Origin of the sequence: Hymenobacter saemangeumensis, assembly GCF_039541835.1 — a bacterium.
Classification (GTDB): domain Bacteria; phylum Bacteroidota; class Bacteroidia; order Cytophagales; family Hymenobacteraceae; genus Hymenobacter; species Hymenobacter saemangeumensis.
Genome location: NZ_BAABGZ010000013.1, coordinates 272,720 through 297,089 on the forward strand (window position 1 = coordinate 272,720; position 24,370 = coordinate 297,089).

At 61.8% G+C, this 24,370-nt stretch carries 21 protein-coding genes; 11 read left to right on the forward strand and 10 right to left on the reverse strand.

Annotated elements, in window-relative coordinates; genetic code table 11:
- Positions 1-67: 67 nt before the first annotated feature.
- Together nadC and ABD919_RS05605 are read right to left on the reverse strand one after the other, a co-directional pair.
- Positions 68-892, reverse strand: a complete 825-nt coding sequence (gene nadC, locus ABD919_RS05600; RefSeq protein ID WP_345235198.1) for a carboxylating nicotinate-nucleotide diphosphorylase — start codon at positions 890-892, stop codon at positions 68-70.
- Between the two features lie 170 nt (positions 893-1,062).
- Positions 1,063-1,464 (reverse strand): DUF4783 domain-containing protein, encoded by a 402-nt coding sequence (locus tag ABD919_RS05605; RefSeq protein ID WP_345234568.1) that lies wholly within the window; start codon positions 1,462-1,464, stop codon positions 1,063-1,065.
- Positions 1,465-1,669: 205 nt separating this feature from the next.
- Between ABD919_RS05605 and gpmI the strand changes: the two genes are divergently transcribed.
- The 4 genes from gpmI to ABD919_RS05625 all read left to right on the forward strand — a co-directional run bounded on the left by gpmI (position 1,670) and on the right by ABD919_RS05625 (position 5,304).
- A complete protein-coding gene (gene gpmI / locus ABD919_RS05610) occupies positions 1,670-3,196 on the forward strand; it encodes a 2,3-bisphosphoglycerate-independent phosphoglycerate mutase (protein ID WP_345234569.1) in 1,527 nt (508 codons plus the stop codon).
- 17 nt (positions 3,197-3,213) lie between these two features.
- On the forward strand, positions 3,214-3,621 hold the full coding sequence (locus ABD919_RS05615; RefSeq protein ID WP_345234571.1) for a VOC family protein: 408 nt from the start codon (positions 3,214-3,216) through the stop codon (positions 3,619-3,621).
- A 79-nt stretch (positions 3,622-3,700) separates the two neighbouring features.
- On the forward strand, positions 3,701-4,255 hold the full coding sequence (locus tag ABD919_RS05620) for a hypothetical protein (RefSeq protein ID WP_345234573.1): 555 nt from the start codon (positions 3,701-3,703) through the stop codon (positions 4,253-4,255).
- A 275-nt stretch (positions 4,256-4,530) separates the two neighbouring features.
- Entirely contained in the window at positions 4,531-5,304 is a 774-nt protein-coding gene (locus ABD919_RS05625) for a hypothetical protein (protein WP_345234575.1), read from the forward strand.
- A 78-nt stretch (positions 5,305-5,382) separates the two neighbouring features.
- On the opposite strand, the gene ABD919_RS05630 is transcribed toward ABD919_RS05625, so the two are convergent.
- Together ABD919_RS05630 and prfA are read right to left on the reverse strand one after the other, a co-directional pair.
- On the reverse strand, positions 5,383-6,939 hold the full coding sequence (locus ABD919_RS05630) for a hypothetical protein (RefSeq protein ID WP_345234577.1): 1,557 nt from the start codon (positions 6,937-6,939) through the stop codon (positions 5,383-5,385).
- A 163-nt stretch (positions 6,940-7,102) separates the two neighbouring features.
- Positions 7,103-8,173, reverse strand: a complete 1,071-nt coding sequence (prfA, locus tag ABD919_RS05635; RefSeq protein WP_345234578.1) for a peptide chain release factor 1 — start codon at positions 8,171-8,173, stop codon at positions 7,103-7,105.
- A gap of 167 nt (positions 8,174-8,340) precedes the next feature.
- Between prfA and thrA the strand changes: the two genes are divergently transcribed.
- The 6 genes from thrA to ABD919_RS05665 all read left to right on the forward strand — a co-directional run bounded on the left by thrA (position 8,341) and on the right by ABD919_RS05665 (position 15,441).
- Positions 8,341-10,782: a bifunctional aspartate kinase/homoserine dehydrogenase I gene (gene thrA / locus ABD919_RS05640; RefSeq protein ID WP_345234580.1), complete on the forward strand. Its 2,442-nt coding sequence runs from the start codon at positions 8,341-8,343 to the stop codon at positions 10,780-10,782.
- 268 nt (positions 10,783-11,050) lie between these two features.
- Positions 11,051-11,977, forward strand: a complete 927-nt coding sequence (locus ABD919_RS05645; RefSeq protein ID WP_345234582.1) for a homoserine kinase — start codon at positions 11,051-11,053, stop codon at positions 11,975-11,977.
- Between the two features lie 23 nt (positions 11,978-12,000).
- Complete coding sequence (thrC, locus tag ABD919_RS05650) at positions 12,001-13,308, forward strand: threonine synthase (RefSeq protein WP_345234584.1); 1,308 nt, start codon at positions 12,001-12,003, stop codon at positions 13,306-13,308.
- Positions 13,309-13,478: 170 nt separating this feature from the next.
- Positions 13,479-14,138: a c-type heme family protein gene (locus ABD919_RS05655; protein ID WP_345234586.1), complete on the forward strand. Its 660-nt coding sequence runs from the start codon at positions 13,479-13,481 to the stop codon at positions 14,136-14,138.
- 49 nt (positions 14,139-14,187) lie between these two features.
- Positions 14,188-15,153 (forward strand): protoporphyrinogen/coproporphyrinogen oxidase, encoded by a 966-nt coding sequence (locus ABD919_RS05660; protein WP_345234588.1) that lies wholly within the window; start codon positions 14,188-14,190, stop codon positions 15,151-15,153.
- A gap of 33 nt (positions 15,154-15,186) precedes the next feature.
- Entirely contained in the window at positions 15,187-15,441 is a 255-nt protein-coding gene (locus tag ABD919_RS05665) for a hypothetical protein (RefSeq protein ID WP_345234590.1), read from the forward strand.
- Between the two features lie 81 nt (positions 15,442-15,522).
- Here the strand turns inward: ABD919_RS05665 and ABD919_RS05670 are convergent, their stop codons facing one another.
- The 6 genes from ABD919_RS05670 to ABD919_RS05695 all read right to left on the reverse strand — a co-directional run bounded on the left by ABD919_RS05670 (position 15,523) and on the right by ABD919_RS05695 (position 23,518).
- Positions 15,523-16,563 carry a glycosyltransferase gene (locus tag ABD919_RS05670; RefSeq protein WP_345234592.1) on the reverse strand — a complete coding sequence of 347 codons (1,041 nt, stop codon included), beginning with the start codon at positions 16,561-16,563 and terminating at the stop codon, positions 15,523-15,525.
- 176 nt (positions 16,564-16,739) lie between these two features.
- The gene (locus ABD919_RS05675) at positions 16,740-18,365 is read right to left on the reverse strand and encodes an MFS transporter (RefSeq protein ID WP_345234594.1); all 1,626 of its coding nucleotides are present in this window, start codon (positions 18,363-18,365) and stop codon (positions 16,740-16,742) included.
- Between the two features lie 111 nt (positions 18,366-18,476).
- Positions 18,477-20,297, reverse strand: a complete 1,821-nt coding sequence (locus tag ABD919_RS05680) for an alpha-amylase family glycosyl hydrolase (protein ID WP_345234596.1) — start codon at positions 20,295-20,297, stop codon at positions 18,477-18,479.
- A gap of 95 nt (positions 20,298-20,392) precedes the next feature.
- A complete protein-coding gene (locus ABD919_RS05685; RefSeq protein WP_345234598.1) occupies positions 20,393-21,100 on the reverse strand; it encodes an SDR family oxidoreductase in 708 nt (235 codons plus the stop codon).
- A gap of 62 nt (positions 21,101-21,162) precedes the next feature.
- Positions 21,163-21,546 (reverse strand): GxxExxY protein, encoded by a 384-nt coding sequence (locus tag ABD919_RS05690; RefSeq protein WP_345234600.1) that lies wholly within the window; start codon positions 21,544-21,546, stop codon positions 21,163-21,165.
- Between the two features lie 52 nt (positions 21,547-21,598).
- On the reverse strand, positions 21,599-23,518 hold the full coding sequence (locus tag ABD919_RS05695; protein ID WP_345234602.1) for a glycoside hydrolase family 13 protein: 1,920 nt from the start codon (positions 23,516-23,518) through the stop codon (positions 21,599-21,601).
- Positions 23,519-23,789: 271 nt separating this feature from the next.
- Here ABD919_RS05695 and ABD919_RS05700 point away from each other — a divergent pair, with 271 nt between their 5' ends.
- Positions 23,790-24,242, forward strand: coding sequence for a PA2169 family four-helix-bundle protein (locus ABD919_RS05700; protein ID WP_345234604.1), 453 nt, complete (start codon positions 23,790-23,792; stop codon positions 24,240-24,242).
- Positions 24,243-24,370: the final 128 nt, after the last annotated feature.

Here is a 24,370-nt window from a genome sequence, read left to right on the forward strand (position 1 = left end):
GGCCACCGCTGTCGATTAGCCGAGGGACTAAAAAATTAGCACATCAGCAAATCAAATAATCAGCACATCAATAAGCTTTCAGGCTCAAATCCAGGCTTTTGATGGAGTGGGTGAGGGCGCCCACGGAAATAAAGTCGACGCCGGTGGCCGCTACTTCGGCAATGGTGTGCTCGGTGATGCCGCCGCTGGCCTCGGTGGGGTAGCGGCCGGCGATGAGGGCCACGGCCTGCCGCAGCAGCTCGGGCTTCATGTTGTCGAGCATGATGCGGGATATGCCGCCGGCATCGAGCACCTGCTGCACTTCGGCCAGGCTGCGGGTTTCTACCTCAATGGGCAGCTGGCGGCCGGTGCGCTGCAGGTAGGCGTGGGTAGCGGCAATGGCCTGGGCAATTCCTCCGGCGTAGTCGACGTGGTTGTCCTTGAGGATAATCATGTCGAACAGCCCGTAGCGGTGGTTCACGCCCCCGCCAATGAGCACGGCCCACTTCTCGCAGAGGCGGAAGTTGGGGGTGGTTTTGCGGGTATCGAGCAGGCGGGCCTTGGTGCCGGCCAGCAGGCTGGTGAGGTAGGCCGTGTGCGTGGCGATGCCGCTCATGCGCTGCATACAGTTGAGCACCAGGCGCTCGGCGGTGAGGATGCTGCGCGCCGGGCCTTCCACGGTGAAAGCAATGTCGCCGTGCTTGACGCGGGTGCCGTCGGTAAGACGCACCTCCATGCGCAGGGCAGGGTCCACTTCGTGGAAGATGAGCGGGGCCAGCTCCACGCCAGCCAGAATGCCTTCGCCTTTCACCAGCAGGTGGGCACGGTTCTGGGCATCGGCCGGAATGGAGGCCAGGGCCGAATGGTCGCCATCGCCTACATCCTCGGCCAGGGCCGTGCGGATAAAGGTCATCAGGGCTTCGGGCGTAAGGTAGGAAGCGGTTTGCACGGGGCAAAATTACGGACCGCAGCCTGAATAGATACGGAAAACTATGCAGTAGCCCAGCCGGCTCTGGCAATGCGCACGAAAAAGCCCCGGCCTGGAAGGGCTGGGGCTTAGCAAGAGCCAGACGCAAAGCGCGGCTATTCCTTGGTAAAGTCAAGCGTATCAATCTGGGGCGTGCCGCGGGGCGGCTTCAGCTTCACGAACACCCGGTACACGCCGTTGCGGCCGGTGTAGCGGCCAATGGCGTACTGAATTTTGCCGTCGCTGGAGCCCTGGTGAATAATCTCGAAGCTGCTGGGCGAGTTCTTCCCGAAGAAGTCCTTCATCACCAGCTCGGCCTGGGTGGCGCTGTAGGTCTGCTTGTCGCCGTCGAACCCGATTTCAACCGTGGGGGCCAGGTATTGGGAAAGCTCGCGGGAGGAGCCATTGCGGAGAGCCAAACGAATGGCGCTGAAGCTGTCTGACTGGGCGTGGGCAGCCGCAGCACTGAGCAGAAATAGCCAGCTGATGAATAGCGTTCGAAAAAAATAGCGTTTCATTATCGGGAGTATAGTTGCGTCATGCGCGGCGGGTTTCAAGCGAAAATGGTGCCAGGAAGCAGGATTTTAAGGCCCGCTTAACAGCTTTTATTAGAAGGTAAGCGGTGAATTCTGCTCAAAAGCTGACGAGCAGATTGCAATAATAGGCTTACGGCGAAAGATAGGCAAACAGCGCCACTCGCAGGGCCGTCCGTATCTTCGCGGCATGAACAAACAGGTTTTGCTGGTGATTTTGGATGGCTGGGGAATCGCGCAGGATGCGACGGTTTCGGCCGTCGATACGGCACGTACGCCGTTTTTCCATGGGCTGTTGCGCCGCTTCCCCCACAGCCGGCTTCAGGCTTCGGGCGAAGCGGTGGGCTTGCCCGAGGGGCAGATGGGCAACTCCGAAGTAGGCCACATGAACATCGGCGCCGGCCGCGTGGTCGACCAGGAGCTGGTGCGCATCGGCCGCTCCATCCGGGAGCGCAAGCTGGCGCAGATGCCGGCCCTGGCCCGGGCCCTGGACTATGCCCTGGCCAACGACAAGCCCCTGCACCTCATTGGCCTGCTCTCAGATGGCGGCGTGCACTCGCACATCGACCACGTGAAGGCCCTGTGCACCATTGCCCACGAAGCCGGCGTCCGCCGCGTGTACGTGCACGCCTTCACCGACGGGCGCGACACCGACCCCAAGAGCGGGGTGCGCTACGTGAACGAGCTGGAAACCCACGTGGAGCGCAGCGGTGCCCGCATTGCCTCGGTGGTGGGCCGCTACTACGCCATGGACCGCGACCGGCGCTGGGAGCGGGTGAAGGTGGCCTACGACCTGCTGGTGAACGGCAAAGGCACGCCCTCGCAGAACCTGATTCAAACCATTCAGGACTCTTACCGCGAAGGCGTAACCGACGAGTTTCTTAAGCCCATTGTGAAAGTGGGCGCCGATGGCCAGCCCCTGGCCACCATTCAGGAAGGCGACGTGGTGCTGTGCTTTAACTTCCGCACCGACCGCGGCCGCGAGATTACGGAGGCCCTGACGCAGCAGGACTTCCACGCCTTCCAGATGACGCGCCTGAACCTGCACTACCTCACCCTGACCAACTACGACGACACCTTTGTAGGGGTGAACCCCATTTTCGATAAAGACAACCTCGACAACACCCTGGGCGAGGTGCTGGCCACCCACGGCAAAACCCAGATTCGCATTGCCGAAACCGAGAAGTACCCGCACGTGACGTTCTTCTTCAGCGGCGGGCGCGAAAACGAGTTTGTGGGCGAGCGGCGCCTGCTCTGCCCTTCGCCCAAAGTGGCGACCTACGACCTGCAGCCCGAGATGAGCGCCGCCGACCTGCGCGATGTCTTGGTGCCGGAGCTGGCCGCCCGCTCGGCCGACTTCGTGGTGCTCAACTTCGCCAACCCCGACATGGTGGGGCACACCGGCGTATTTGAGGCCGTGGTGAAGGCCGTGGAAACCACCGACCAGTGTGCCCAGGCCGTGGTAGAAACGGCCCTGGCTGCCGGCTACGCCTGCCTTATCATTGCCGACCACGGCAATGCCGAGTTCATGCGCAACGCCGACGGCTCGCCCAACACGGCCCACACCACCAACCTGGTGCCCTGCATTCTGGCCAGCAACGACTACACCGGCAGCCTGGCCGACGGCAAGCTGGCCGACCTGGCCCCCACGGTGCTGGCCCTGATGGGCATTCCGCAGCCGCTGCAGATGACCGGGCAGAGCCTGCTGCGCCCCTAACGCTGTTAGCCAACCGCATGAAACAACATCTCGGCGCCGTGGCGCTGCTGGTGCGCGACTACGACGAGGCCATTGCCTTCTTCACCCGGCAGCTGCGCTTTCGGGTGGTGGAGGATGCGCAGCTGCCGGGTGAAAACAAGCGCTGGGTAACGCTGAGCCCGCCCGGCGCCAGCGAAGGCCGGCTGCTGCTGGCGCAGGCGGCAACGCCGGAACAGGAGCGGCAGGTAGGCAACCAGGCGGGCGGCCGGGTGTTTTTGTTTCTGCACACCGACGACTTCTGGCGCGACCACGAGCAGATGACGGCCGCCGGCGTACAGTTTCTGGAGGCACCGCGAGTGGAAGCCTACGGCACGGTGGCCGTATTTGCCGACTTGTACGGCAACAAATGGGACCTGCTGCAGCTTGTGGGCAGCACGGGTGCCTGAGTTTTTTTCTTACTTAACAGGCCCTGGTGCCTTTCTCATGTCTGTTAGCCCCCCGGCCCTGCGTTCAGCTCTACTTGGTTTGCTTGCCCTATCGGTGGCGGGCTGCGCCGATGAAACCGGCCCCGCGGCTCCGCGGCTCAACCCCAAGGGCAAGCTGTACTACGACGTGCGCGGCCTGGTGGAGCAGCAGATGCAGCAGCTGGCCCAGCAGGGGCGGGCCGTTACCAAGCGCGTGAGCCTGCGCGACGGCGGCGAGGAAACGGTGCGCGTGGCCGACGTGAAGTGGGCCAACGAGCTGCAGGTGTTTCTACAGGCTGATATCAACAAAGCGGCCCTGCGGGGGGCCTATGCCGTCGACTCGGCCGAGCTGGGCGGGGGGCTGCAGCGCTACACCTATACCCGCCGGCTGAAGCTGGCCAATGCACCGGTAACGGAGCTGGTGGTGGTGCGGGAAGGAAAGGTGCCCCGCGAGATAAGTGCGGCGATATTGCAGGGTAACCCTTTGTTTGATAGTAGCAAGCAGTTGCGCATGAAGTTTAGCGGCGGCTCTCTGCAGCGCTATGAGGTGAGCGGCATGCAGAAGCTTGTTCTCTTTGATGCGCTGCGCTACCGTACGGATGCTACGGTAGAGTAGCGCGTCAGCCGCCAGCGTAGCGCCAGCTGCGAGCAAGCCAAGTGGCCGGGCCCCTGCGGAGCCCGGCTTTTTTGTGCAGAATGGCGGGCCTGGGGCTTTGCTGGCCGGTGCAGGCCTTCAGTGCCGGCTGGTCATGGCAACTAAGCGCTTGTGTCCGTGCTGGTACGGAGCTGAAAATACGGGAACCAAGGTATTGCCGAGGGTGCAGGCGGCGGCCACCTTTGCAATGGTCGTGGCACGGAGCCGCGGGGCATTTTACCTACCTTTTTACCTTCATGAAAACCTTTTGCTGCTACAGCCTTTTTCTGGCGGCCGGCTTCAGCCTGGCCCTTGCTTCCTGCAAAAAAGACGATGCAACGACGCCCAGCACGCCGGCTTCGACGACGCCTACGGCCGCTACTCCTTCCGTCCGGAACGTGCACGGGGCACTGATAAGCCTGCGCCTGAATTACGCCGCCCCCTCGCCCGTGCCCACGCCCGTACCCGTCACGCTGACCGTAGAAAGCGGCCTGGCCCTGTTCTATAACCTGACGCCCACGGCCTACCTGGATGCCGGGGCCGTGACGGTAAACGGAAATGCCCTGGACAAAGGCAGCAACAACACGTACTCCAAGGTGGCCACGCCCACCCAAACCAACCCTTCTACCGAGCTGGGCTTCAGCAATGGCTCAAACTGGAGCATAGCGGGCTCGGGCAGTGTAACGGCTTTCAACTACAACCACAGCGGCAGCATGCCCAACTACTCGGGCACCTTGCCTACTGCCATCAGCAAAGCTAACGGCCTCACCGTAGCGCTGAGCACGGTAAGCAACGCCGACTCGGTGTACGTGCTGATTGCGGCCGGCAACCAGAGCGTGCTGAAGCGGGCCCGGGCCGGTACGGCGTCCATCACCTTTACCGCCAACGACCTGCGCAACCTGCCCACGGTATCGGACAAATCGGCCGTGATGCAGGTGCTGCCCTTCAAAATTCTCCTGGCTACCCTCAACAGCAAGCCCTACGCCTTTATCAAGGAATACGCGGCGGTGGGTAATGTGAACATCGAGTAGTAGAAGCAAAAAAAGAAAGCGGGTGAGCCGGAGCGCACTAGCTCTGGCTCACCCGCTGCTTTGGATAGGCGGGGCTGTTTAGGGCTCCTGTCGCTCATAAGCCCCAAGGTCGGGGGCGGCGTTGGTCGGCCCGGGGCGGGGCTGGTTGCGCAGGTCAATCCTTTCACCAAAAGCAGCTGTTACCGGGGGGCGGTTAAGGGCCGGGGACCCGGCATCGAGGCTGTAGTCGTAGCGGTTGGGGGCATTGAGCGGGGTGCGCTTAAAGCGCGGGTCCGCATTGACGAGGTTGCGCAGGTCGGTGGGAGTGGTGGCTCGAATTTCCGGAGCCGCCTGGTACTCGTCGGTGCGCAGCAGGGAGTTGGTAATGCTAACGCTATTGCCCGAAGCAGGGCTGAGGCCACCTTCCACAAACAGCTCGTCTTTGATGGAGCCCCACACGATGGAGTTGTTGATGGTAACCCGAATGGGGTGCAGAATGCCAGGGTCGCTGAGCTGCTGCTTCAGGAAAGTGAGAGAAGCCGTTTTGCGCTGAAAAGCCGGGGTGTAGTTGGCAAAGGTGCAGTAGTTGAAGTTAAACACTCCCCCGCCAGCGCCCAGCACCGCATATTCCCCGCAGTTGGTAAACAGGCAGTTGGTGGCCCTTACGGTACCCGAGTAGCTGATGATGCCACCGCCCGCCGTAGCCGTGGCGTTAGCAAAGGAAATGTTGGAGCCCGAGATGTTGCGAATGGTGCTGTTCTTCAGCAGAAGGTCGGGGGCCTGGCCGCGGGCATCGGGGTTGTACAGCAGCAGGCCGAAGGTGGCGTTCTTGATTTCGGTGTAGCGGATGTCGTTGTTATGGCTACCGCTGGTAAAGATGATGCCGCCCCACTGCCCCGGCACGTCATTGTAGAATGCTTCGCGCCGGTCGCCCTGAAAGCGCACGATGTCGCGGCTGGAATCGGGCACTACGCCGCTGGGGCTGAAGGTGTCGTTAACCTTCAGCGTGCCATCTACCTGCAGCGTGGCGCCGGCGTGGCAGTAGATGCGGGCGCCTTTGGGAATATTAAGCGTAGTATTCTGGGCCACGGCCACCCCGATGTTGAACCGATTAGCGCCCAGCGTCACGTTGCGGTTGATGATGACGTGGGGCTTGTCGGTGGCCCAGGTGGTGTTGCTGGTGATGATGTCGCCGCGGTGGAAGTAGGCGTTCTGCCCGTAGGCAATCAGGCGTACCACCTGGTCGTTGCCGTTGGTGCGGAAGTGCAGCTGGTCTTCCACCAGAAAATCCTTGGGGTTGGCCGAGCTGCCGTTGTCGCCCACCAGAGCACGCACCAGCACCAGCAGGCTGTCCTTGCCCCGAATGGTGAGGCCGCTCACTGCCGGCCCCAGGTCGCCGTTGATGAGCAGGGTGTAGGTGTTGCCCGCGGCTCCACTCAGGCTTACATCGGTTTTCACCGCCCCGCTGTTGCGGTTGTACACCCACAGCCTTTTCGTGACGGTGCGCACCGTGGTGAAAACTGTGTCGAACAGCACCGTGTCGGCCTTCAGCTCCAGGCTGCCCGAGGTTTGCAGCAGGTCTTCCTTGGGCTCACAGCCGGGCAGGAACACAACCAGGCTGCTCAGCAGGAAAAGCAAGGGGAGAAGGTAGCGCATAAGGGGGCGGGCGTAAGTCGGGCGGCTAAAACGGCTGGTTAAGCGGAAATAGTATGGTGGCAGGGTAATTAGACCTTAGACGTTAGACATGAGACGTTAGAATCGTTCTGCCGAAAGAACTTTCTAAGGTCTCATGTCTAAGGTCTAAGGTCTTATCAACAGCTTACGCTACGCCTTCCTTCAGGCGCTCGGCGCTTTCGGCGATGCGGAGCTGCTCCACGAAGTCGTCGATGTTGCCTTCCATCACACTGGCCAGGTTGTACACGGTGTAGCCGATGCGGTGGTCGGTGACGCGGCCCTGGGGGTAGTTGTAGGTGCGGATTTTGTCGCTGCGGTCGCCGCCGCCAATCATGTTCTTGCGCACGGCGCCGTCGGCCTCGTTTTTCTTGGCCAGCTCCATCTCGTACACGCGGGAGCGCAGCACGGCCAGGGCTTTGTCGAAGTTCTTGAGCTGCGACTTCTGGTCCTGGCACTGGGCCACCAGGCCGGTGGGCAGGTGGGTGAGGCGCACGGCCGAGTAGGTGGTGTTTACCGACTGCCCGCCGGGGCCGCTGGAGCAGAAGTAGTCCTTGCGGATGTCGTTCATGTTCAGCTCAATGTCGAACTCCTCGGCTTCGGGCAATACCACAATGGAGGCTACGCTGGTGTGAATGCGGCCCTGGGTTTCGGTGGCCGGCACGCGCTGCACGCGGTGCACGCCGCTCTCAAACTTGAGCTTGCCGTACACGTCTTCGCCGCGCACGGCTACGATGATTTCCTTGTAGCCGCCGGCCGTGCCTTCCATGGCGTCGATGAGCTCCATCTTCCAGCCCTGCTTTTCGGCGTAGCGCATGTACATGCGCTGCAGGTCGCCGGCGAAGAGCGCCGCTTCGTCGCCGCCCGCGCCGCCGCGGATTTCCATGATGACGTCCTTGGAGTCGTTGGGGTCCTTGGGAATAAGCAAGTCTTTGATAACTTCCTCCAGGCGCTCCTGCTCGGGCACCAGCTCGTCGAGCTCGTCCTTGGCCATCTGGCGGAAGTCTTCGTCTTTTTCGGTGGCAATGACCTGCCGGGCATTCTCTATGTTGCTCAATACCTGCTGGTAGTTGCGGTATTCGGTTACAATCTTGCCCAGCTCCTTATATTCCTTGTTCAGGGCCTTGTACCGCTTCAGGTCCGACATCACGTCGGGCTGCATCAGCTCGTCGTTGACGTTGTCGTACCGTTCGCGGATGGCTTCTAATTTATCCAGCATTTTGTGTTCGGGGAATTATGTCAGTAGTTTGCAAAGGTACGGCGTAGTAACAGCGCTGCTATAGTTTCTGGTTTCTAGTTGCTTGTTTCTTGTTGCCGGGAAGCTCGTTGGTAGGAATAAGCGTGGCTAAACCAGAAACAAGGAACCAGGAACCAGAAACACCTTTCATGCAGGTTTTGAAATTCGGAGGCACCTCGGTGGCCTCAGCGGAAAATATTGGTAAATCGGTAGCTATTGCTGCCGCAGCATTGTCTAAAGGCCCCGTCGTTATGGTGGTGTCGGCCCTGGGCGGCACCACCGACGCGCTGATTGCCGCCGGGCGCAGCGCCGCGGCCAGCAACGAGGCGTACCGGGAAGCGCTGCACGGATTGGAGCAGCGCCACCTGGCTGCCGCCCAGGAACTGCTGCCCACGGCCAGCCAGCAGGCCAGCCTGGACCTGCTCCGCAGCCAGTTTGCCGAGCTGCAGCGGGTGTGCGACGGCGTCTTCGCCCTGGGCGAGCTTTCCGCGCGCACCCTCGACAAGCTGATGAGCTACGGCGAGCTGCTGTCGTCGCAGCTGGTGGCGGCGGCCGCTAAGCAGCAGGGGCTGGACGCCGCCTGGGCCGACAGCCGGCAGCTGATTCGCACCAACTCCCGCTTCGGAAATGCCGAGGTAGACATGGCCGCCACCGACCTGCAGGTAAAGGCCTATCTCAACGCCCACAAGGCCCGGCTGTGGGTGGTGCCCGGATTTATCGGGGCCGATGCCCAGGGCAACACCACCACGCTGGGCCGGGGTGGCTCCGACTACACCGCCGCCCTGCTGGCCGCCGCGCTCGGAGCCGAGGTGCTGGAAATCTGGACCGACGTGAGCGGCATGATGACGGCCGACCCGCGCCTGGTGAGCAGCGCCCGGCCCATTGCCCGCATCTCCTACCAGGAGGCCATGGAGCTGTCGCACTTCGGCGCCAAGGTGCTGTACCCGCCCACCATTCAGCCGGTGATGCAGCGCGGCATCCCGCTGTGGATTAAAAACACCTTCGCGCCCCAGGACCACGGCACGCTGGTGGAAGTGGCCCCGCCGCGCACGGCGGCCGTGGTGCGCGGCATCTCCAGCATAAGCAGCCTGGCCCTGCTCAGCCTCGAAGGCAGCGGCATGGTGGGCATTCCCGGCTTTTCGCGGCGGCTGTTCGCGGCGCTGGCCCGGGAGCGGATAAACGTCATCCTCATCACCCAAAGCTCCTCGGAGCACTCTATCTGCGTGGGGGTGAACGAGGCCGATGCGGCCCGGTCGCAGGACGCCGTGGACGAGGAGTTTGCCACGGAAATCGCGGCCGGCCGCATTGAGCCGCTGCGGGTGGAAACGGGGCTGGCCATTGTGGCGCTGGTGGGCGAAAACATGAAAAGCCACCCCGGCATCAGTGGCAAGCTGTTTGGCGCGCTGGGGCACAACGGGGTGAACATCCGGGCCATTGCCCAGGGCTCGTCGGAGAAGAACATCTCCACCGTCATTCAGGCGGCCGATGTGCGCAAGGCCATCAACGTGGTGCACGAGGCTTTTTTTGAGGCGACCTACAAGCAGGTCAACCTCTTTGTGCTGGGCGCCGGCAACGTGGGCGGCAAGCTGCTCGACCTGCTGGCCCGGCAGCAGGCCTACCTGCTCGACAAGCTGCGGGTGCAGGTGCGGGTGGTGGCCCTGGCCAGCAGCCGGCACTGCGCCGTGAGCGACGAAGGTCTGGACCTGGGCAGCTGGGCCGCCGCGCTGGACGCCGCCCCGCCCCTGGGCCTGGACGAATTCACCCAGCTTATCATCGACAAGAACCTGCGCAACTCGGTGCTGGTCGACGTGACAGCCACGCCCGACACCGTGCGCTGCTACGCGCCGCTGCTGGCGAAGAGCGTGGCCGTGGTGGCCTGCAACAAGGTGGCGGCCTCGTCGGACTACGCCTTCTACGCCCATCTCAAAAGCCTGGCGCAGGAGTTCAACGCGCCCTTCCTGTTCGAAACCAACGTGGGCGCGGCCCTGCCCATCCTCAACACCCTGCAGGACCTGGTGCGCACCGGCGACCGGGTGCAGCGCTTCGAGGCGGTGCTGTCGGGCACGCTCAACTTCGTGTTCAACCACTACGACGGTAGCCAGCCCTTTGCCGAAGTGGTGCGGCAGGCCCAGGCTGCCGGCGTCACCGAGCCCGACCCGCGCCTGGACCTGAGCGGCACCGACGTAGCCCGCAAAGCCCTGATACTGGCCCGTGAAGCCGGCGAGGTAATGGAGATGAGCGACATCGAAATCCAGGGCTTCCTGCCCGCGTCCTGCTTTGAAGGCGACGTGGAGGCCTTCTACGCCCAGATGCTGAGGGAAGAAGCCCACTTCCGCGCCCTCTACGACCAGGCCGCGGCCCAGGGGAAAAAGCTGCGCTTCGTGGCGCAATACGCCGAGGGCCGGGCCAAAGTGGGCCTGCAGCAGCTGGCCCCCGACCACAACCTCTACGACCTGCGCGGCAAGGACAACGCCATTCAGTTCTACACCGACTGCTACGTGGAGCAGCCCCTGGTAATCAAAGGGGCCGGCGCCGGAGGCGAAGTCACCGCCGCCGGCGTGTTCGCCGACATCATGCGGGCTGTGCTTTAGTGCTTGGTGCTTAGCGTATTTCCTGAGGTAGAAGTGATAGCGCGGGGTCGTACCCGAGAGGGCTGTGCCCCGTGCTGACTATTCGCAGGCCTCTGGCCTGCAACAGCAGAACGCCTCAGCAGAAGTCGTTCAAAAATCATTCAACGACCGTCGGCCAGAGGCCGACAAATAGCCGGCACGGGGCATAGCCCTCTCGGGTACGACCCCGCGCCATCAACGACTACTAACTGCCTTGCAGCAGTTAATTATTCACAAACAAGTGCTTGAAATGAATTCCGTTACCGTTCATTCGCCCGCTACCGTCTCCAACCTGGGCTGTGGGTTTGATGTGCTGGGGCTGGCCCTGGGCGCCCCCTACGACGTGGTGAAGGTGAGCCGCCGGGCCGAGCCGGGCGTAAGCATCCGGCACCTCGACGGGTTTGGGCTGCCCACGGAGCCGACGCGCAACGTGGCCGGCGTGGCCTTGCTGGCCCTGCTGGCCGCGCTGCCCGAGCCGATGGGGTTTGAGGTGGAAATCACCAAGGGCATTAGGCCCGGCAGCGGCATCGGCTCCAGCGCGGCCAGTGCGGTGGGCGCCGTAGTGGGGGCCAATGCTTTGCTGGGCAACCGGTACAGCAAGGCCCAGCTGGTGGACTTTGCCATGGCGGGCGAGGAAATAGCCTCCGGCGCCCGGCACGCCGACAACATCGCGCCGGCCGTGTACGGCGGCTTCACGCTGGTGCGGGCCATGGAGCCCAGCATCGACATCGTGGCCCTGGCCGCGCCGCCGCTGTGGGTATCCATCGTGCACCCCCAGATTGAGGTGAAGACCATTGAGTCGCGGGCCGTGCTGCCCCAGGCTGTGCCGCTGCCCCAGGCCGTGCGGCAGTGGGCCAACGTGGCCGGGCTGGTGGCCGGCTTCCTGCAGGCTAACTATGCGCTGATTGGCCGCTCCCTGGAGGATGTAATTGTGGAGCCTGCCCGGCAAGCCCTGATTCCGGGCCTGGCCGAGGCGCGGCGCCGCTCCCTGGCCGCCGGCGCCATTGGCGGCGGCATCTCCGGCTCGGGCCCATCCATTTTCATGCTCAGTGAAACCGAGGCGACAGCACAGGCCGTTGGCCGGGAGCTGAGTAGCGTATTTGAAGGGCTGCACATCGAGTCCTTCACCTACGTTGGGCCAGTAGCCACGGAAGGGGCGCGGGTCGTCGCACGTTAAGAAACTACAAAAGAGCAGCTTATATGAACTACTACAGCCTTCGCCGGCAGTCGCCTGCGGTTGACTTCCGCACGGCCGCCATTACCGGGCAGGCACCGGATGGGGGCCTGTACTTCCCCGATGCCATTCCGCAGTTCTCATCCAAACTCCTAGGAGAGATGCGGCAGATGAGCCGGACTGACGTGGCCGTAGAAGTGATGCGGCCCTACGTGGGCAGCAGCATTCCCGAAAACGAGCTGCGCCGCATCTGCGCGGAAACGGTGGGCTTCGACTTTCCGCTGGTGGCCGTCGGCCCGGGCATCACAGCCCTGGAGCTGTTTCATGGGCCCACGCTGGCGTTTAAGGACGTGGGCGCCCGGTTTATGAGCCGCTGCCTGGGCTACTTTGCCCGGCAGGGCAGCACGCCGCCCGTGACGGTGCTGGTGGCTACTTCCGGCGACACCGGCGGGGCCGTGGCCAGCGGCTTCCTGGGCGTGGAGGGCGTGGAGGTGGTCATTCTCTACCCCTCGGGCAAGGTGAGCCCCGTGCAGGAGCTGCAGCTCACCACCCTGGGCCAGAACATCACGGCCCTGGAAGTAAGCGGCACCTTCGACGACTGCCAGGCCCTGGTGAAGCAGGCTTTTCTGGATGGCGAGCTGGCCCGTCACCGCTTCCTCACCTCGGCCAACTCCATCAACGTGGCCCGCTGGCTGCCGCAGCAGCTGTACTACTGCTTTGCCTGGCAGCAGTGGCCCGACGCTGATGCGCCGCCGGTAGTGGCCGTGCCCAGCGGCAACTTCGGCAACCTCTGCGCCGGCCTGCTGGTCCAGGCTTCGGGCCTGCCGCTGGGCCACTTCATCGCGGCCTGCAACGCCAACGACCCCGTGCCCGCCTACCTGCGCAGCGGCCACTACGAGGCCCGCCCCGCCGTGCCTACCATCTCCAACGCCATGGACGTGGGCAACCCCAGCAACTTCATCCGCATTCAGGAGCTGTTTATGCAGGATATCAGCCAGCTGCGGGCCGCCCTGAGTACCGACACCGTGAGCGACGCCGACACGACCGCCACCATCGCGCGGGTGTGGGCCGAGCACCGCTACCTGCTCGACCCGCACGGGGCCGTGGCGTACACCGCCCTGCAGCGCTACCTGGAGCAGCAGCCGGCGGCGCCGGGCCTGTTTCTGGCCACGGCCCACCCGGTGAAGTTTCCTGAAGTAGTAGAGCAGCTGATTGGGCAGCCCATCCCCGTGCCCGAATCGGTGCAGCACCTGCAGGGGCGGGCAAAACGAAGCGTGCCCCTGCCGGTTGATTACGAAGCGCTGAAGGCATTTCTGCTGGCTGAGCAGCGCTAAGGAGGGATGTAGCCCACCCTCGGCCCCTCCTGTGCGGGGGAGGGGAGTCTTACTTGTGCTGTGCTAAAGAACTGCAGAGGGTAGATTTTGGGTTGTGAAAACTGAACATGGAAAAGAGCATTCTGAACAAGGTTTCGGCACGCGTTAAAGCTGCTGTTGAACGCGCTTTCATGCGCTCAGGCGTAGTGCTGCTGCTGGCTTCTGCTGCCTGCCGCCCCGACCAGGTGGAGCACCTCAAAGACAGCAAGCGCATCGGCATTGAAACGGCCAACTGGGAGGTGAAGCGCATTATGCCGGCCGACCTGCTGCGGGCTACCCGCTGGGCCGGCGACTCACTCACGGCCACCGCCGATACGTTGCTGCGCCGCACCCTGGCCCGGGAGCTGGCTGCGGGCGGTGTGGCCCGGGCCGCGCCATTTTGTAAGCCCGAGCAATACCGCCTGGTCGACTCGCTGGCTAAGGTGATGCAGGCGGCGGCGCGGCGCGTCAGTACTCGCCCCCGCAACCCCGCCAACCAGGCTGCGCTCCCTGCCGCGGAGCTTACGCCGGATACTATGCGCACCATCCGGCGGCCGCAGCAGGACTTATTTGCCTACCAGCGGCCCATTGTGCTGAACAATGCCTTATGCCTGCGCTGCCACGGCGAAGTGGGCAAGGATATAGCGGCCGCCGACTACGCGCTATTACAGAAGCAGTACCCCCAGGACCAGGCCAGCGGCTACCGGCTGGGGCAGGTAATGGGCGCCTGGCAGGTGGGCCTGCGACGGCCCGGCGTGGCGGAGTTCTGGACCATGAAGACGCGCAAGAAGTGGAAGCCGCATAAATTCTAGAGCACTTCCTCTCAAACCTGAACCTCACTTTCCGGCTTTTGCAGGTGTAATGAAACAACCAATCATCATCATCGGCGCCGGCATGGCGGGCCTGTCCTGCGCAACCTGGCTGCACCGCGCCGGGCACCCGGTGCTCGTGCTCGAAGCCTCGGACGGCGTAGGGGGCCGCGTGCGCACCGACCTCAGCCCCGAAGGCTTTCGGCTGGACCGCGGCTTTCAGGTGCTGCAAACCAACTACCCGGAGGCGCGGCGGCTGTTCGACTACGGTGCGCTGCTGCTGAAAGCCTTTCGCTCCGGGGCCGTTATTCAGCTGCCCGATGGCCGCGAAACAACCCTGCAAAGCCCGCTGCAGCAGCCGCTGGCGGCCTTTTCGGCCCTGACTTCCCCCGTGGGCACCTTTGCCGATAAGCTGCGCCTGCTCAGCCTGGTGCGGCACGTGCAGAAGCACACGCCCGAGCAATTGCTGCAGCGGCCAGCCACGGACACGCTGTCGTTCCTGCGCCGCTACGGCTGGAGCGAGCAGATAATCGACGCCTTCTTCCGCCCTTTCTTCGGCGGGGTGTACCTGGATAGAAGCCTGAGCACGGCCAGCAACTTCTTCGAGTTCGTGTTTCAGCAGTTTGTGCAGGGCGACGCGGCTGTGCCTGCGCTGGGCATGCAGCAGCTGCCCGAACAGCTGGCCGCCCGCCTGCCCGCCGGCGCCATCCGCCTCAACACCACCGTAGCCGCCATTCATGGCAGCGAAGTGCGCTTAACCTCGGGCGAGGTGCTAAGTGGGGCGGCTGTTGTGCTGGCCACCGACGGCCCGGCCGCCAGCCAGCTCTTGGGCGAGCAGTTACCGAAGCAGAGCGCCGATATGGCCTCGCGCCTTACTACCTGTACCTACTTCAGTGCCGAGGGCTACTCGCCCGGCCGCGGCGACCGGCTGCTGCGCCTGAACGCCCGGCCAGGGCTGGTACACAACGTCAGCTTTCCCGCCGATGTCAGCCCGGATTATGCTCCGGCAGGCCGGTAGCTGATTTCAGTAAGCACCCACGGCCAGCATGGCTTGGCCGTAGCCGACCTCACGGCGCAGCTGCGCGAGGAGCTGGCCGCCTGGTTTGGCCCGGCTGCCCGGCAGTGGGCGCACCTGCGTACCTACCACATCGAGCACGCCCTGCCGGTGTACCTGGCCGGGCAGCCCGTACAGCTGCCCCTGAAGCTGGCCGAGGGGCTGTACCGCTGCGGCGACTGGGCCGCCTACCCTTCGCTAAACGCCGCCTTAGCCACCGGCCGGGAAGTAGCCACCATGCTCCGCAGCTGATTATTTCTAGTTGCTTGTTCCTGGTTTCTGGTTAGAATGACAACAAGAAACCAGTAACAAGAAACCAGAAACCAGGAACGCCTACCCGGCTTCGGCCCAGGTGTAGCGGCGCTGCTTCCACACAATGTGGCTGGGCCAGGCCGTGTAGGCCAGCACAGCTAGCGACATCAGGCAGAGGTAAGGCTCGTAGAGCAGCAGCACGGCCAGGTTTTCGCGGTGCCCGGTCTGGCGCAGGGTGATGAGCAGGAACAGGGTCTGCAGGGCTATTTTCAGGCCGTAGATGCCGGCTACCATGGGCAGGGGCAGAAAGCCCGGCCAGAACAGCACGCCGTAGAACACACCGTAGAGCATGAAGAGGCCGGATAGGTACCAGGGCAGGCGGTCCATGCCCGTCATCCAGCGCTTGCGCTGCCGCAGCAGGCTAATCAGGTCGGGCTGAGCCAGCGACACGCCCAGCGTGCGGGGCTCGCTCACGTGCCGGAACTGCCAGCCCCGGGCCACCACGTGGCGGAACAGCTGCAAGTCGTCGCTCACGCTGAACGCCAGCGCTTCGTAGCCGCCGATGGACTCGTAAGCCTCGCGCGTCACCAGCATGTTGTTGCCGATGGAGGAGGCCGGTAGCTTGTGGTCGGCCATGATGCGGATGAGGTTGAGGCCAAACAGCCAGTCGAGGCCCTGCAGGCGGCCGTACAGGCCCCCGGTGGCCGTGGTCATGCCCGTTACCACGCCCACGCCGGGCTCCACAGCGGCCAGCATACCCGTTACCCAGTCGGGCGACAGGGCCATGTCGGCGTCGGTAAAAAGGAAGTAGTCGGCCGTGGCGGCGCGGCAGAGGTGGGCCAGGGCATTGCACTTGCCCTGGGTGGTGCCCATGTTTTGCCGCACGCGCAGCAGCTTAAACTGGGGCTTGTCGCGGATAAACTCCTCCACGATTTCGGCGGTGCGGTCGGTCGACTTATCATCGGCAATGATGATTTCCAGCAGCCGGGCCGGGTAGTTCAGGTTGGCCAGGGAACGCAGGCAGCGCGCTATGGCGGCTTCCTCGTTGCGGGCCGCCACCAGGATGCTTACCCGGGGCCGGTAGGGGCGGGGCTGCAGCCGTCGGCCCCGGGGCCGGGGCATTAATGCCAGAATTCCAATACAAACGCTAAAAAACAATCCAAAGAAAACAGCCGCCAGTAGCATACGAAGCCCGAAAGGTGAACTGTCGGGATACGTACACCAGCCGGGCGGCTGTTGCCAGGATTAATGCGGATTTATGGTAGGCTACTCCGTACAAATACGGGGGCGGCACTAAGCTAGGTGCTGGGTACTATCGGAGCCGGGGTATCGTAGCCGGGGCTGATGGGTGGTTCAACTACGGCCGGGTTATTGTCGTCATCGTCCCTCACCCAAAGGGTAAGCAAACCGGCCAGCACCATTGAGGCTCCGCCCAGGGCAAGGGTGTGCAGGGTGTTGCCCTGGAAGAGGTGCATGGTGCAAAACCCCAGGATTGTGGCTGCAACAATCTGAGGAATAACGATAAAGAAGTTGAAAACCCCCATGTAATACCCCATTCGGTTGGCGGGCAGGGAGCCGGCCAGGATGGCATACGGCATGGACAGGATGCTGGCCCAGGCAATGCCAACCAAGCCCATTGACACAACAATCAGGTCGGGGTTGGTGATGAATTCCAGGGAAAGCAAGCCCATGCCCCCAATCAGCAGGCAGAGCATATGGGTTTTACGCCGGCTGGTGCGCGCCGCAATCAGCGGGATTATAAACGCAAAAAGTGCAGCTACGCCGTTTCGAACCGACGACGCCAGACTTAGCCAGTCGGCGCCATCGTTGTACTGCTTCTGCACGCGCTGCAGCTCCGCCTTTTCGCCGGCATCTGGGTTGCCGTTTGTATTGTAGTAGTTGGCCAGGTTAACGGTGAGGATTTTGTTGGGCTGCTCGGCTTGAAACTGCCTTATCTCTGCAATGTCCCGTTGCAGCGACTGCAGTTCCTTATGTGCTTTTTCGCTACCTGGCTGCTTGGATTGCGCTTCAACGAAGGTGCTTATCTTGGTGAAAAAAGCGTTATCAACCTTCATGTTGTAAATATTGCTGGTAACCGCATTGGTAGAGTAAATCCACATGGCGAAAAGGGCAAACCAAGTGAAAAACTGCACGATGGCCAACTGACGCATTGCCTTTGGCATGCTGAATATGCCTAGGAAGGATTCCTTCAGACCATCCCAGATACCAATCTGAGCATTTTCCTTGCGAAACTCCTCAATGTTTTCGGGCGGAAACTCCTTCGTAGTAAATACCGTGTACATCACCGCCAGCAGGAAGGCCCCGGCGCCCATGTAGAACGACCATTTCACCGAAGGCGGAATCTCCCCGCTCGGGGCAGTATTGCTTAAATGAAACCAGTTGGTAAATATCCAGGGCAGCAGCGCCGCAATGACCGACCCAACGCCGATAAAAAAGCTTTGCATGGCAAACCCCGACGTCCGTTGCTCGGCCGGAAGCTTGTCGCCTACAAATGCCCGGAACGGCTCCATGCTGATGTTGATGCTGGCATCGAGAATCCACAGCATACCGCCGGCCATCCACAAGGCCGAAGAATTCGGCATAAAAATGAGGGCCAGGGTTGCAAGCACGGCCCCTATAAAGAAAAACGGGCGGCGCCGGCCCCAGAATGGGTGCCAGGTGCGGTCGGAGAAATAACCGATGATGGGCTGAACAAGTAGGCCCGTTAACGGGGCTGCAATCCACAAAATGGGAATGTCGTCCTTATTCGCTCCCAGGGTTTCGAAAATGCGGCTCACATTTGAATTCTGTAGCTCAAAGCCGAACTGAATGCCCAAGAAGCCGAAACTCATGTTCCAGATTTGCCAGAAGCTCAGGCGGGGCTTGTGCGTGCCCGTAGTAGGGACCGATGCGACAGATGCCATAGGGAATGGGAAGGGGTTAGCAAAACAGGTAAAAGGCTGCGAAAAGCCCGTTTTTCGGGCGCCTCGCAGCCTTCAAACTTACAAATTCATTGTGGCACTACGACAACCTTACTAAGGTTTTATCTCAAAAACATAGGCCGACATGGGAGCCAGGGTCAGGTAGAGGCTCTTGCGGGGCTCGCCCCCGTTTAGCAGGTCGGTGTAGGTGTAGAATTTCTTGGGGTTTAAGCCCATGGCGGTCAGCGCCTCGGCCGGGATGTTGATGGTGGGCTTATAGGCCCGGTCGGGGTTGAAGTTGACCACCACCAGCAGCTGCTGCTTGTCGGTGTAGCGCAGGTAGGCATACACGTACTTCTGGTTGTACTCCTTGCCGAGGTTGTTGGCATCCTGCAGCTCGTAGAACTTGCCGCGGCGGATGGCGTCGCTGCTGGCCGCCAGGTTGAGCAGGCGGCTGTAGAATTCGCGCAGGTCTTTCTGCGCGGGGCCCAGCTTGGCGCCATCGAACTTGCCCTGGTTCAGCCACTTCTGGTGCTCGGGCACGCCCCAATAGTCGAAGATGGTGGTGCGGCCGTCTTCGCCGCTAAAGCCTTCGCTGCCACGGGCGGGCTCGCCCACTTCCTGGCCGGAGTACAGCATCACCGGCCCGGAGGCCAGGGTTGCCGTCACCGTCATGGCCGGAATGGCGCGCATGGGGTCGGTAGCAAAGTCCTTGGAGGCAATGCGCTGCTCGTCGTGGTTTTCCAGGAAGCGCAGCATGTGGGAGGAGAAGCCCCGGCTTTCCTCTTTCCACACCTTGGTAATGTCTTCGGTGGTGCCTTCGCCCCGCATCAGGCGGCGCAAGGCGTCGTAGAGGCCCACCTTGTCGTAGAGGAAGTCAAACTTGCCCTTTTCGATATAGGTCTTGTACTCCTTGGGGTTGTAGGCCTCGGCAATGAAGATGATGTCGGGCTTTACCTTTTTCACCTCTGGAATCACCCAGGCCCAGAATTCCACAGGCACCATCTCAGCCACGTCGCAGCGGAAGCCGTCCACGTTCTTGCCGGCCCAGTAGAGCAGGATGTCGCGCATCTTCACCCAGGTGTCGGGCACGGGGCTGAAGTGCGTGGCGCGGTTGTTCTGGTAGTCGACGCCATAGTTGAGCTTTACCGTCTCAAACCAGTCGTCAATCTTGGGGGCTTCCGAGAACACGTCGTTGCCGGTGGCCTTGGCGGGCACTTCGCTGTACTTGCCGTCTTCCTGCGGGCCTTTGCTGGCACCCAGCGGGTTGTAGCCGGCGGGCACCACAAAGCTTTTACCGGGCAGGTAGTAGAAGTTGTTGTTGGGAGCGAAGGCCTTGGTTTTGTCGTCCTTAGCGCCCAGGTCTAAGACCCCGGCGGGCTTGGCATCCGACTTATAGGAGCGGGCCACGTGGTTGGGGATGAAGTCCATGAGCACCTTCAGGTCCTTGTCGTGCGTGCGCTTAATCAGCGCCTCGTACTCGGCCATGCGGTTTTTCACGTTCACGGCCAGGTCGGGGTCTACGTCGTAGTAGTCCTTGATGGCGTAGGGCGAGCCGGCGCGGCCTTTCACCACATCGGCGTCGTCAGCAGGTATGCCGGCGGCGGTGTAGTCGGTCATGGTGGCGTGCTCAATCACGCCGGTGTACCATACGTGGCTCACCCCCATCTTCTTGATTTCATCAAGGGCCTTGTCGGTGATGTCGTTGAACTTGCCGCAGCCGTTTTCCGCGATGGTGCCGTAGGGCTTGTTCAGCGCCACTTTGTTGCCGAACAGGCGGGTCATCAGCTGGTAGATAACCAGCTTATTGTCCTGGGGTACTTCGGTGGTGGTATTGGGGTCAGGCGGAGGCAGCGTCTTATCAGCCACGGGGGGAATGTGCGGGGTGAAAGCCGCCAGGGTCAGCATGCCGGCGGCCAGCATCGTTTTCTTCATGAGCGGCAAGATAACAAGTCAATTAGCAATTAGCAGTGAACAATGCGCAATGACGTTCAAATTATCCATTACTTATTGTACATTACTTATTGAAACTACCATTCCTGGGTGATGGGGTGCAGCATCAGCTCGTCGACCACCACGTGGGGCGGTGCTTCCAGCACATAGCGCACGGCCTGGGCCACATCGGAAGGCCGCAGGTGGGTTTTCTCGGCCTCGGCGCTGCCCGGCGTGGTGTCGTTGAAATAGGTGTCGACCAGGCCGGGGTAGATGGTGCTCACCTTGATGCCGTGGGGGCGCACTTCCTTGCGCAGGCTGCCCAGCAGCGCGTCCTGGGCATATTTGCTGGCGCCGTACGCCGTGCCGTGCGGAAAGGTGCGCCGGGCTACGTCGGAGGTGATGCCCACGATGTGGCCCCGGCGCTGCTTCTTGAAGTGCGGCACGGCGGCTTTGCAGAGCAGGAAGGTGCCTTTCACGTTGGTGTCGAACATGCGGTCCCACTCGGCGGCGGTGAAGTTTTCGAGCTCGTTGAAGGAGCCCACGCCGGCGTTGCACACCAGGATGTCGAGGCGGCCGTACTGGCGCAGGGTTTCGTCTACCACGTGCTGGGCGTCGGTGTCGTCGGCGATGTCGGCCACGATGCTCAGGCCCCTGGTTTTGTGGGTGAGCTCGGTCAGCTCCTCCTCGCTACGGGCTACGGCTACTACTTTGGCGCCCTGCAGGGCCAGGAGCAGGGCAATGGCCCGGCCGATGCCGCGGCTGGCACCGGAGATAATGGCTACTTGGTCGGTTAGGTCGGTCATGGTTATGTGGGCTTTTTCACCGCAGAGGGCGCTGAGGTTTCGCAGAAGGTACGCAGAGGGCTCTAATCAGTCAGTCCATTGACTTTGCGGAAGATGCCTTCTTTGATACGAGGAACATTGAAGTTGATAAGCAGGCCTAGCTTACAGCCTGTCAGCTTAAGGTAAGTGAGGAGTTGCATGTGGTGTACATCGAGTAGTGCATCAACTGTTTTAAGCTCGACTATAACCTTGTTCTCAATCAGCAGGTCGAGCCGATAGCCTACATCAAGCCGGACGTCTTTATACACCATTGGAAGTGCAACTTGGTTTTGTACCTGTAGCCCGGTTAAGCGTAGCTCATGTAGTAGAGCGCCTTCATACGCCGATTCCAGCAAGCCAGGTCCCAGTGCTACGTGCACATCATAGGCAGCTTTTCGAACTGCGTAGGAAATCTCATTTTCATGCATAATCCTCTGCGGCTCTTCTGCGAAACCTCTGCGCCCTCTGCGGTTAAAAAAACTACTTCTTCAACTCCACCACCCAAGCCGTGCGCCCCGGAATCTTCAAAGAGCTTAAATCGGAAAGCACCGCCCCCGAAGTCACCTCCAGCCCCGACGAAAATCCCTGCAGACGCTCCGCAAACCGCTTGGTGTCCACGGTCTTCTCGTCCTTCCCCGAGTTCATCACCACCATCACCGTGCCGGCATCGGAGTACCGGAAGTAAGTGTACACGCCCGCATCGGGAATAAACTGCATGAGCTTGCCGGCGTGCAGCACGGGGTGGCTCTTGCGGTACTGAGCCAGCTTGCTCACGTAGTCGAAGGCCTCGGCCTCCTGCCCGGTGCGGGTGGTAAACAGGTTTTTCTTGTCGCCGGGCCAGCCGCCGGGGAAGTCCTCGCGCACCTTGCCGTCGGGGTTGGAGTAGTTCTTCATCAGCACCTCGGTGCCGTAGTACAGCTGCGGGATGCCGCGCGTGGTCAGCAGCCAGGCGATGCCCATCTTGTACTTGGCGAAGTCCTCGCCGATAACCGAGTAGAAGCGGCTCATGTCGTGGTTGTCGAGGAAGGTGACGTTGCGCATCGGGTCCTCATACATCCAGTCGGCCTGCAGGGTGTAGTACATTTTGTTGATGCCTTCCGTCCAGCCCGCGTCCTTGGTCAGGGCCTCGTTGATGGCGTATTGCAGCTGGAAGTCCAGCACCCCGGGCATGTTGGACTTAAACCCGTCCACGGGCGGCAGAATGTTCTTGGCGAAGAAGGCCTGCTGCGCCGTGCCCTGCACCCAGGTCTCGGCGAACTGCCCCAGCTTGGGATACTCGCTGGTGATGGCCTCGCCCCACTGCATCAGGAACCTGGGCTCGGAGTAGGTGTAGGTATCCACGCGGTAAGCGTCGAGGCCGGTGTACTCCACCCACCACAGGAAGTTCTGAATGAGGTAGGTAGCCACCAGCGGGTTGCTCTGGTTCAGGTCGGGCATGTGGGTGTCGAACCAGCCGTTGTTGAACTGGTTGAAGTCGGCGCTCGACTTGTAGGGGTCGTTAAAGGCCGCGTCGCGGAAGTTGCTGCGGGTGAAGGTGGGCCACTGGTGAAACCAGTCCTTGGCGGGCTGGTCCTTGAACAGGTAGTTCTCGCTGCCGATGTGGTTGAGCACCACGTCGTGCACTACCTTCAGACCCTGCTGGTGGGCCCGCTGCACAAAGCGCACGTATTCCTCGTTGGTGCCGTAGCGCCGGTCTACCTGGTAGAAGTCGGTGAGGGCATAGCCGTGGTAGCTGGCCTTGGGCTGGTCATTCTCCACCACCGGCGTGGGCCAGATGGCCGTTACACCCAGCTGCTTGAGGTAGTCGAAATGGTTTTCAATGCCTTTCAGGTCGCCGCCGTGCCGCGAGTACATGGAGTCGCGGGCCACGCCGGGCGCCTTCATGCCCTTTATCACGTCGTTGGTGGGGTCGCCGTTGGCAAACCGGTCGGGCATGAGCAGGTAGATGAAGTCGGAGGTGTTTACTCCCTGCACTTTGCTGGGGTCGCCGGGCGTATTGCGGGCGCGCAGCTCGTAGCTGTAGCTCAGCTTCTTTTTGCCTTTAAACTCAAGCTTCAGCTGGCCGGGGGCGGCGCTGGCGCTGATGCTCAGGTTCAGCAGCAGGTAGTTGGGGCTTTCCAGCTTCTGCACGCCCTCCAGCGTCACGCCGGGGTAGGCGGCCAGCGTGGCCGTGCTGCCGGCGATGCCGGGGCTGTGCACCAGCAGCTGCAGCCGGGGGTTTTTCATGCCCACCCACCAGAATGTGGGGTCGATGCGCAGGGCAGGAGCGGCTTTGGCAGTGGGAGCGGGGGCCGCTGCCGGGCGGGAAGCAGTAGCCACCGGGGCCGACAGCCGGCCGGCCTGGCTGGGGAGGGCGCCCGCCACTGCAAGCAGCAGGGCGGGAAGTAAGCAACGTGTCATGGATGCGTTAAAAGAGATGGCGTGAAAAATTGGCATGTGTAAGTAGTCAGATGCTGGCCCTGACCTTTCCTTCACCCTTTAATGGGGCTGCGTGACTGGTCGAGACGGTAAGCTCATGTGGTGACGCAGGCGGGCGACAAGCGTCGCTAGCGCGAGAGGGAGTCAGGAGAGTAGGTTTAAAATCAAACCATTTAAACAGGTCAACGTTAGCCGGATGCTCTGCCCAGTGTTTTGTTTTTCCTCCTTTCCACCCCATTAAGACTGATTTTTTATGAATACTAACCCCCAACTAGTCGACACGCTCAACGAGCTGGCCCTGTTCGTCAACGACCGCATCGAAGGCTACAAAACCGCCGCCAAAGAGACCAAGGACGCCCAGAACCAGAAGTACTACCAGGAGCTGGTGCAGCAAAGTGAGCAGTTTGTGAATGAAATCAATGGCTTTGCCCGCAGCGCCGGGGGCGATGCCGAAAGCAGCACCACCCTGAAAGGCAAGTTTTACCGGGGCTTTATGGATGCCAAGGCCATTGTGACCAATCGCGACGAAGCCAGCATTTTGGATTCAAACATTTATGGTGAAGAATGGGCCCTGAAAGCCTACCGCGAAGCCCTGGACAACTCCGAGCTTTCCGGCCCCGCCCGCCAGGCCGTGGAGCGGCAGTTCAAGGCTTCGCAGCAAACTTACGAGCAACTCAAGCGTCTGAAAGGCATAGCGGCAGTATAAGGCGTTTTTAATTGGCCTGCAATCGATTGCAGAAGCGGAAGTTGGTTTTATTATCCAACTTCCGCTTTTTCTTTGTCCCGCTATTCGGACCTTGTGGCCCGAAGCCGCCGGCGTTTTGCCGGCGGTTT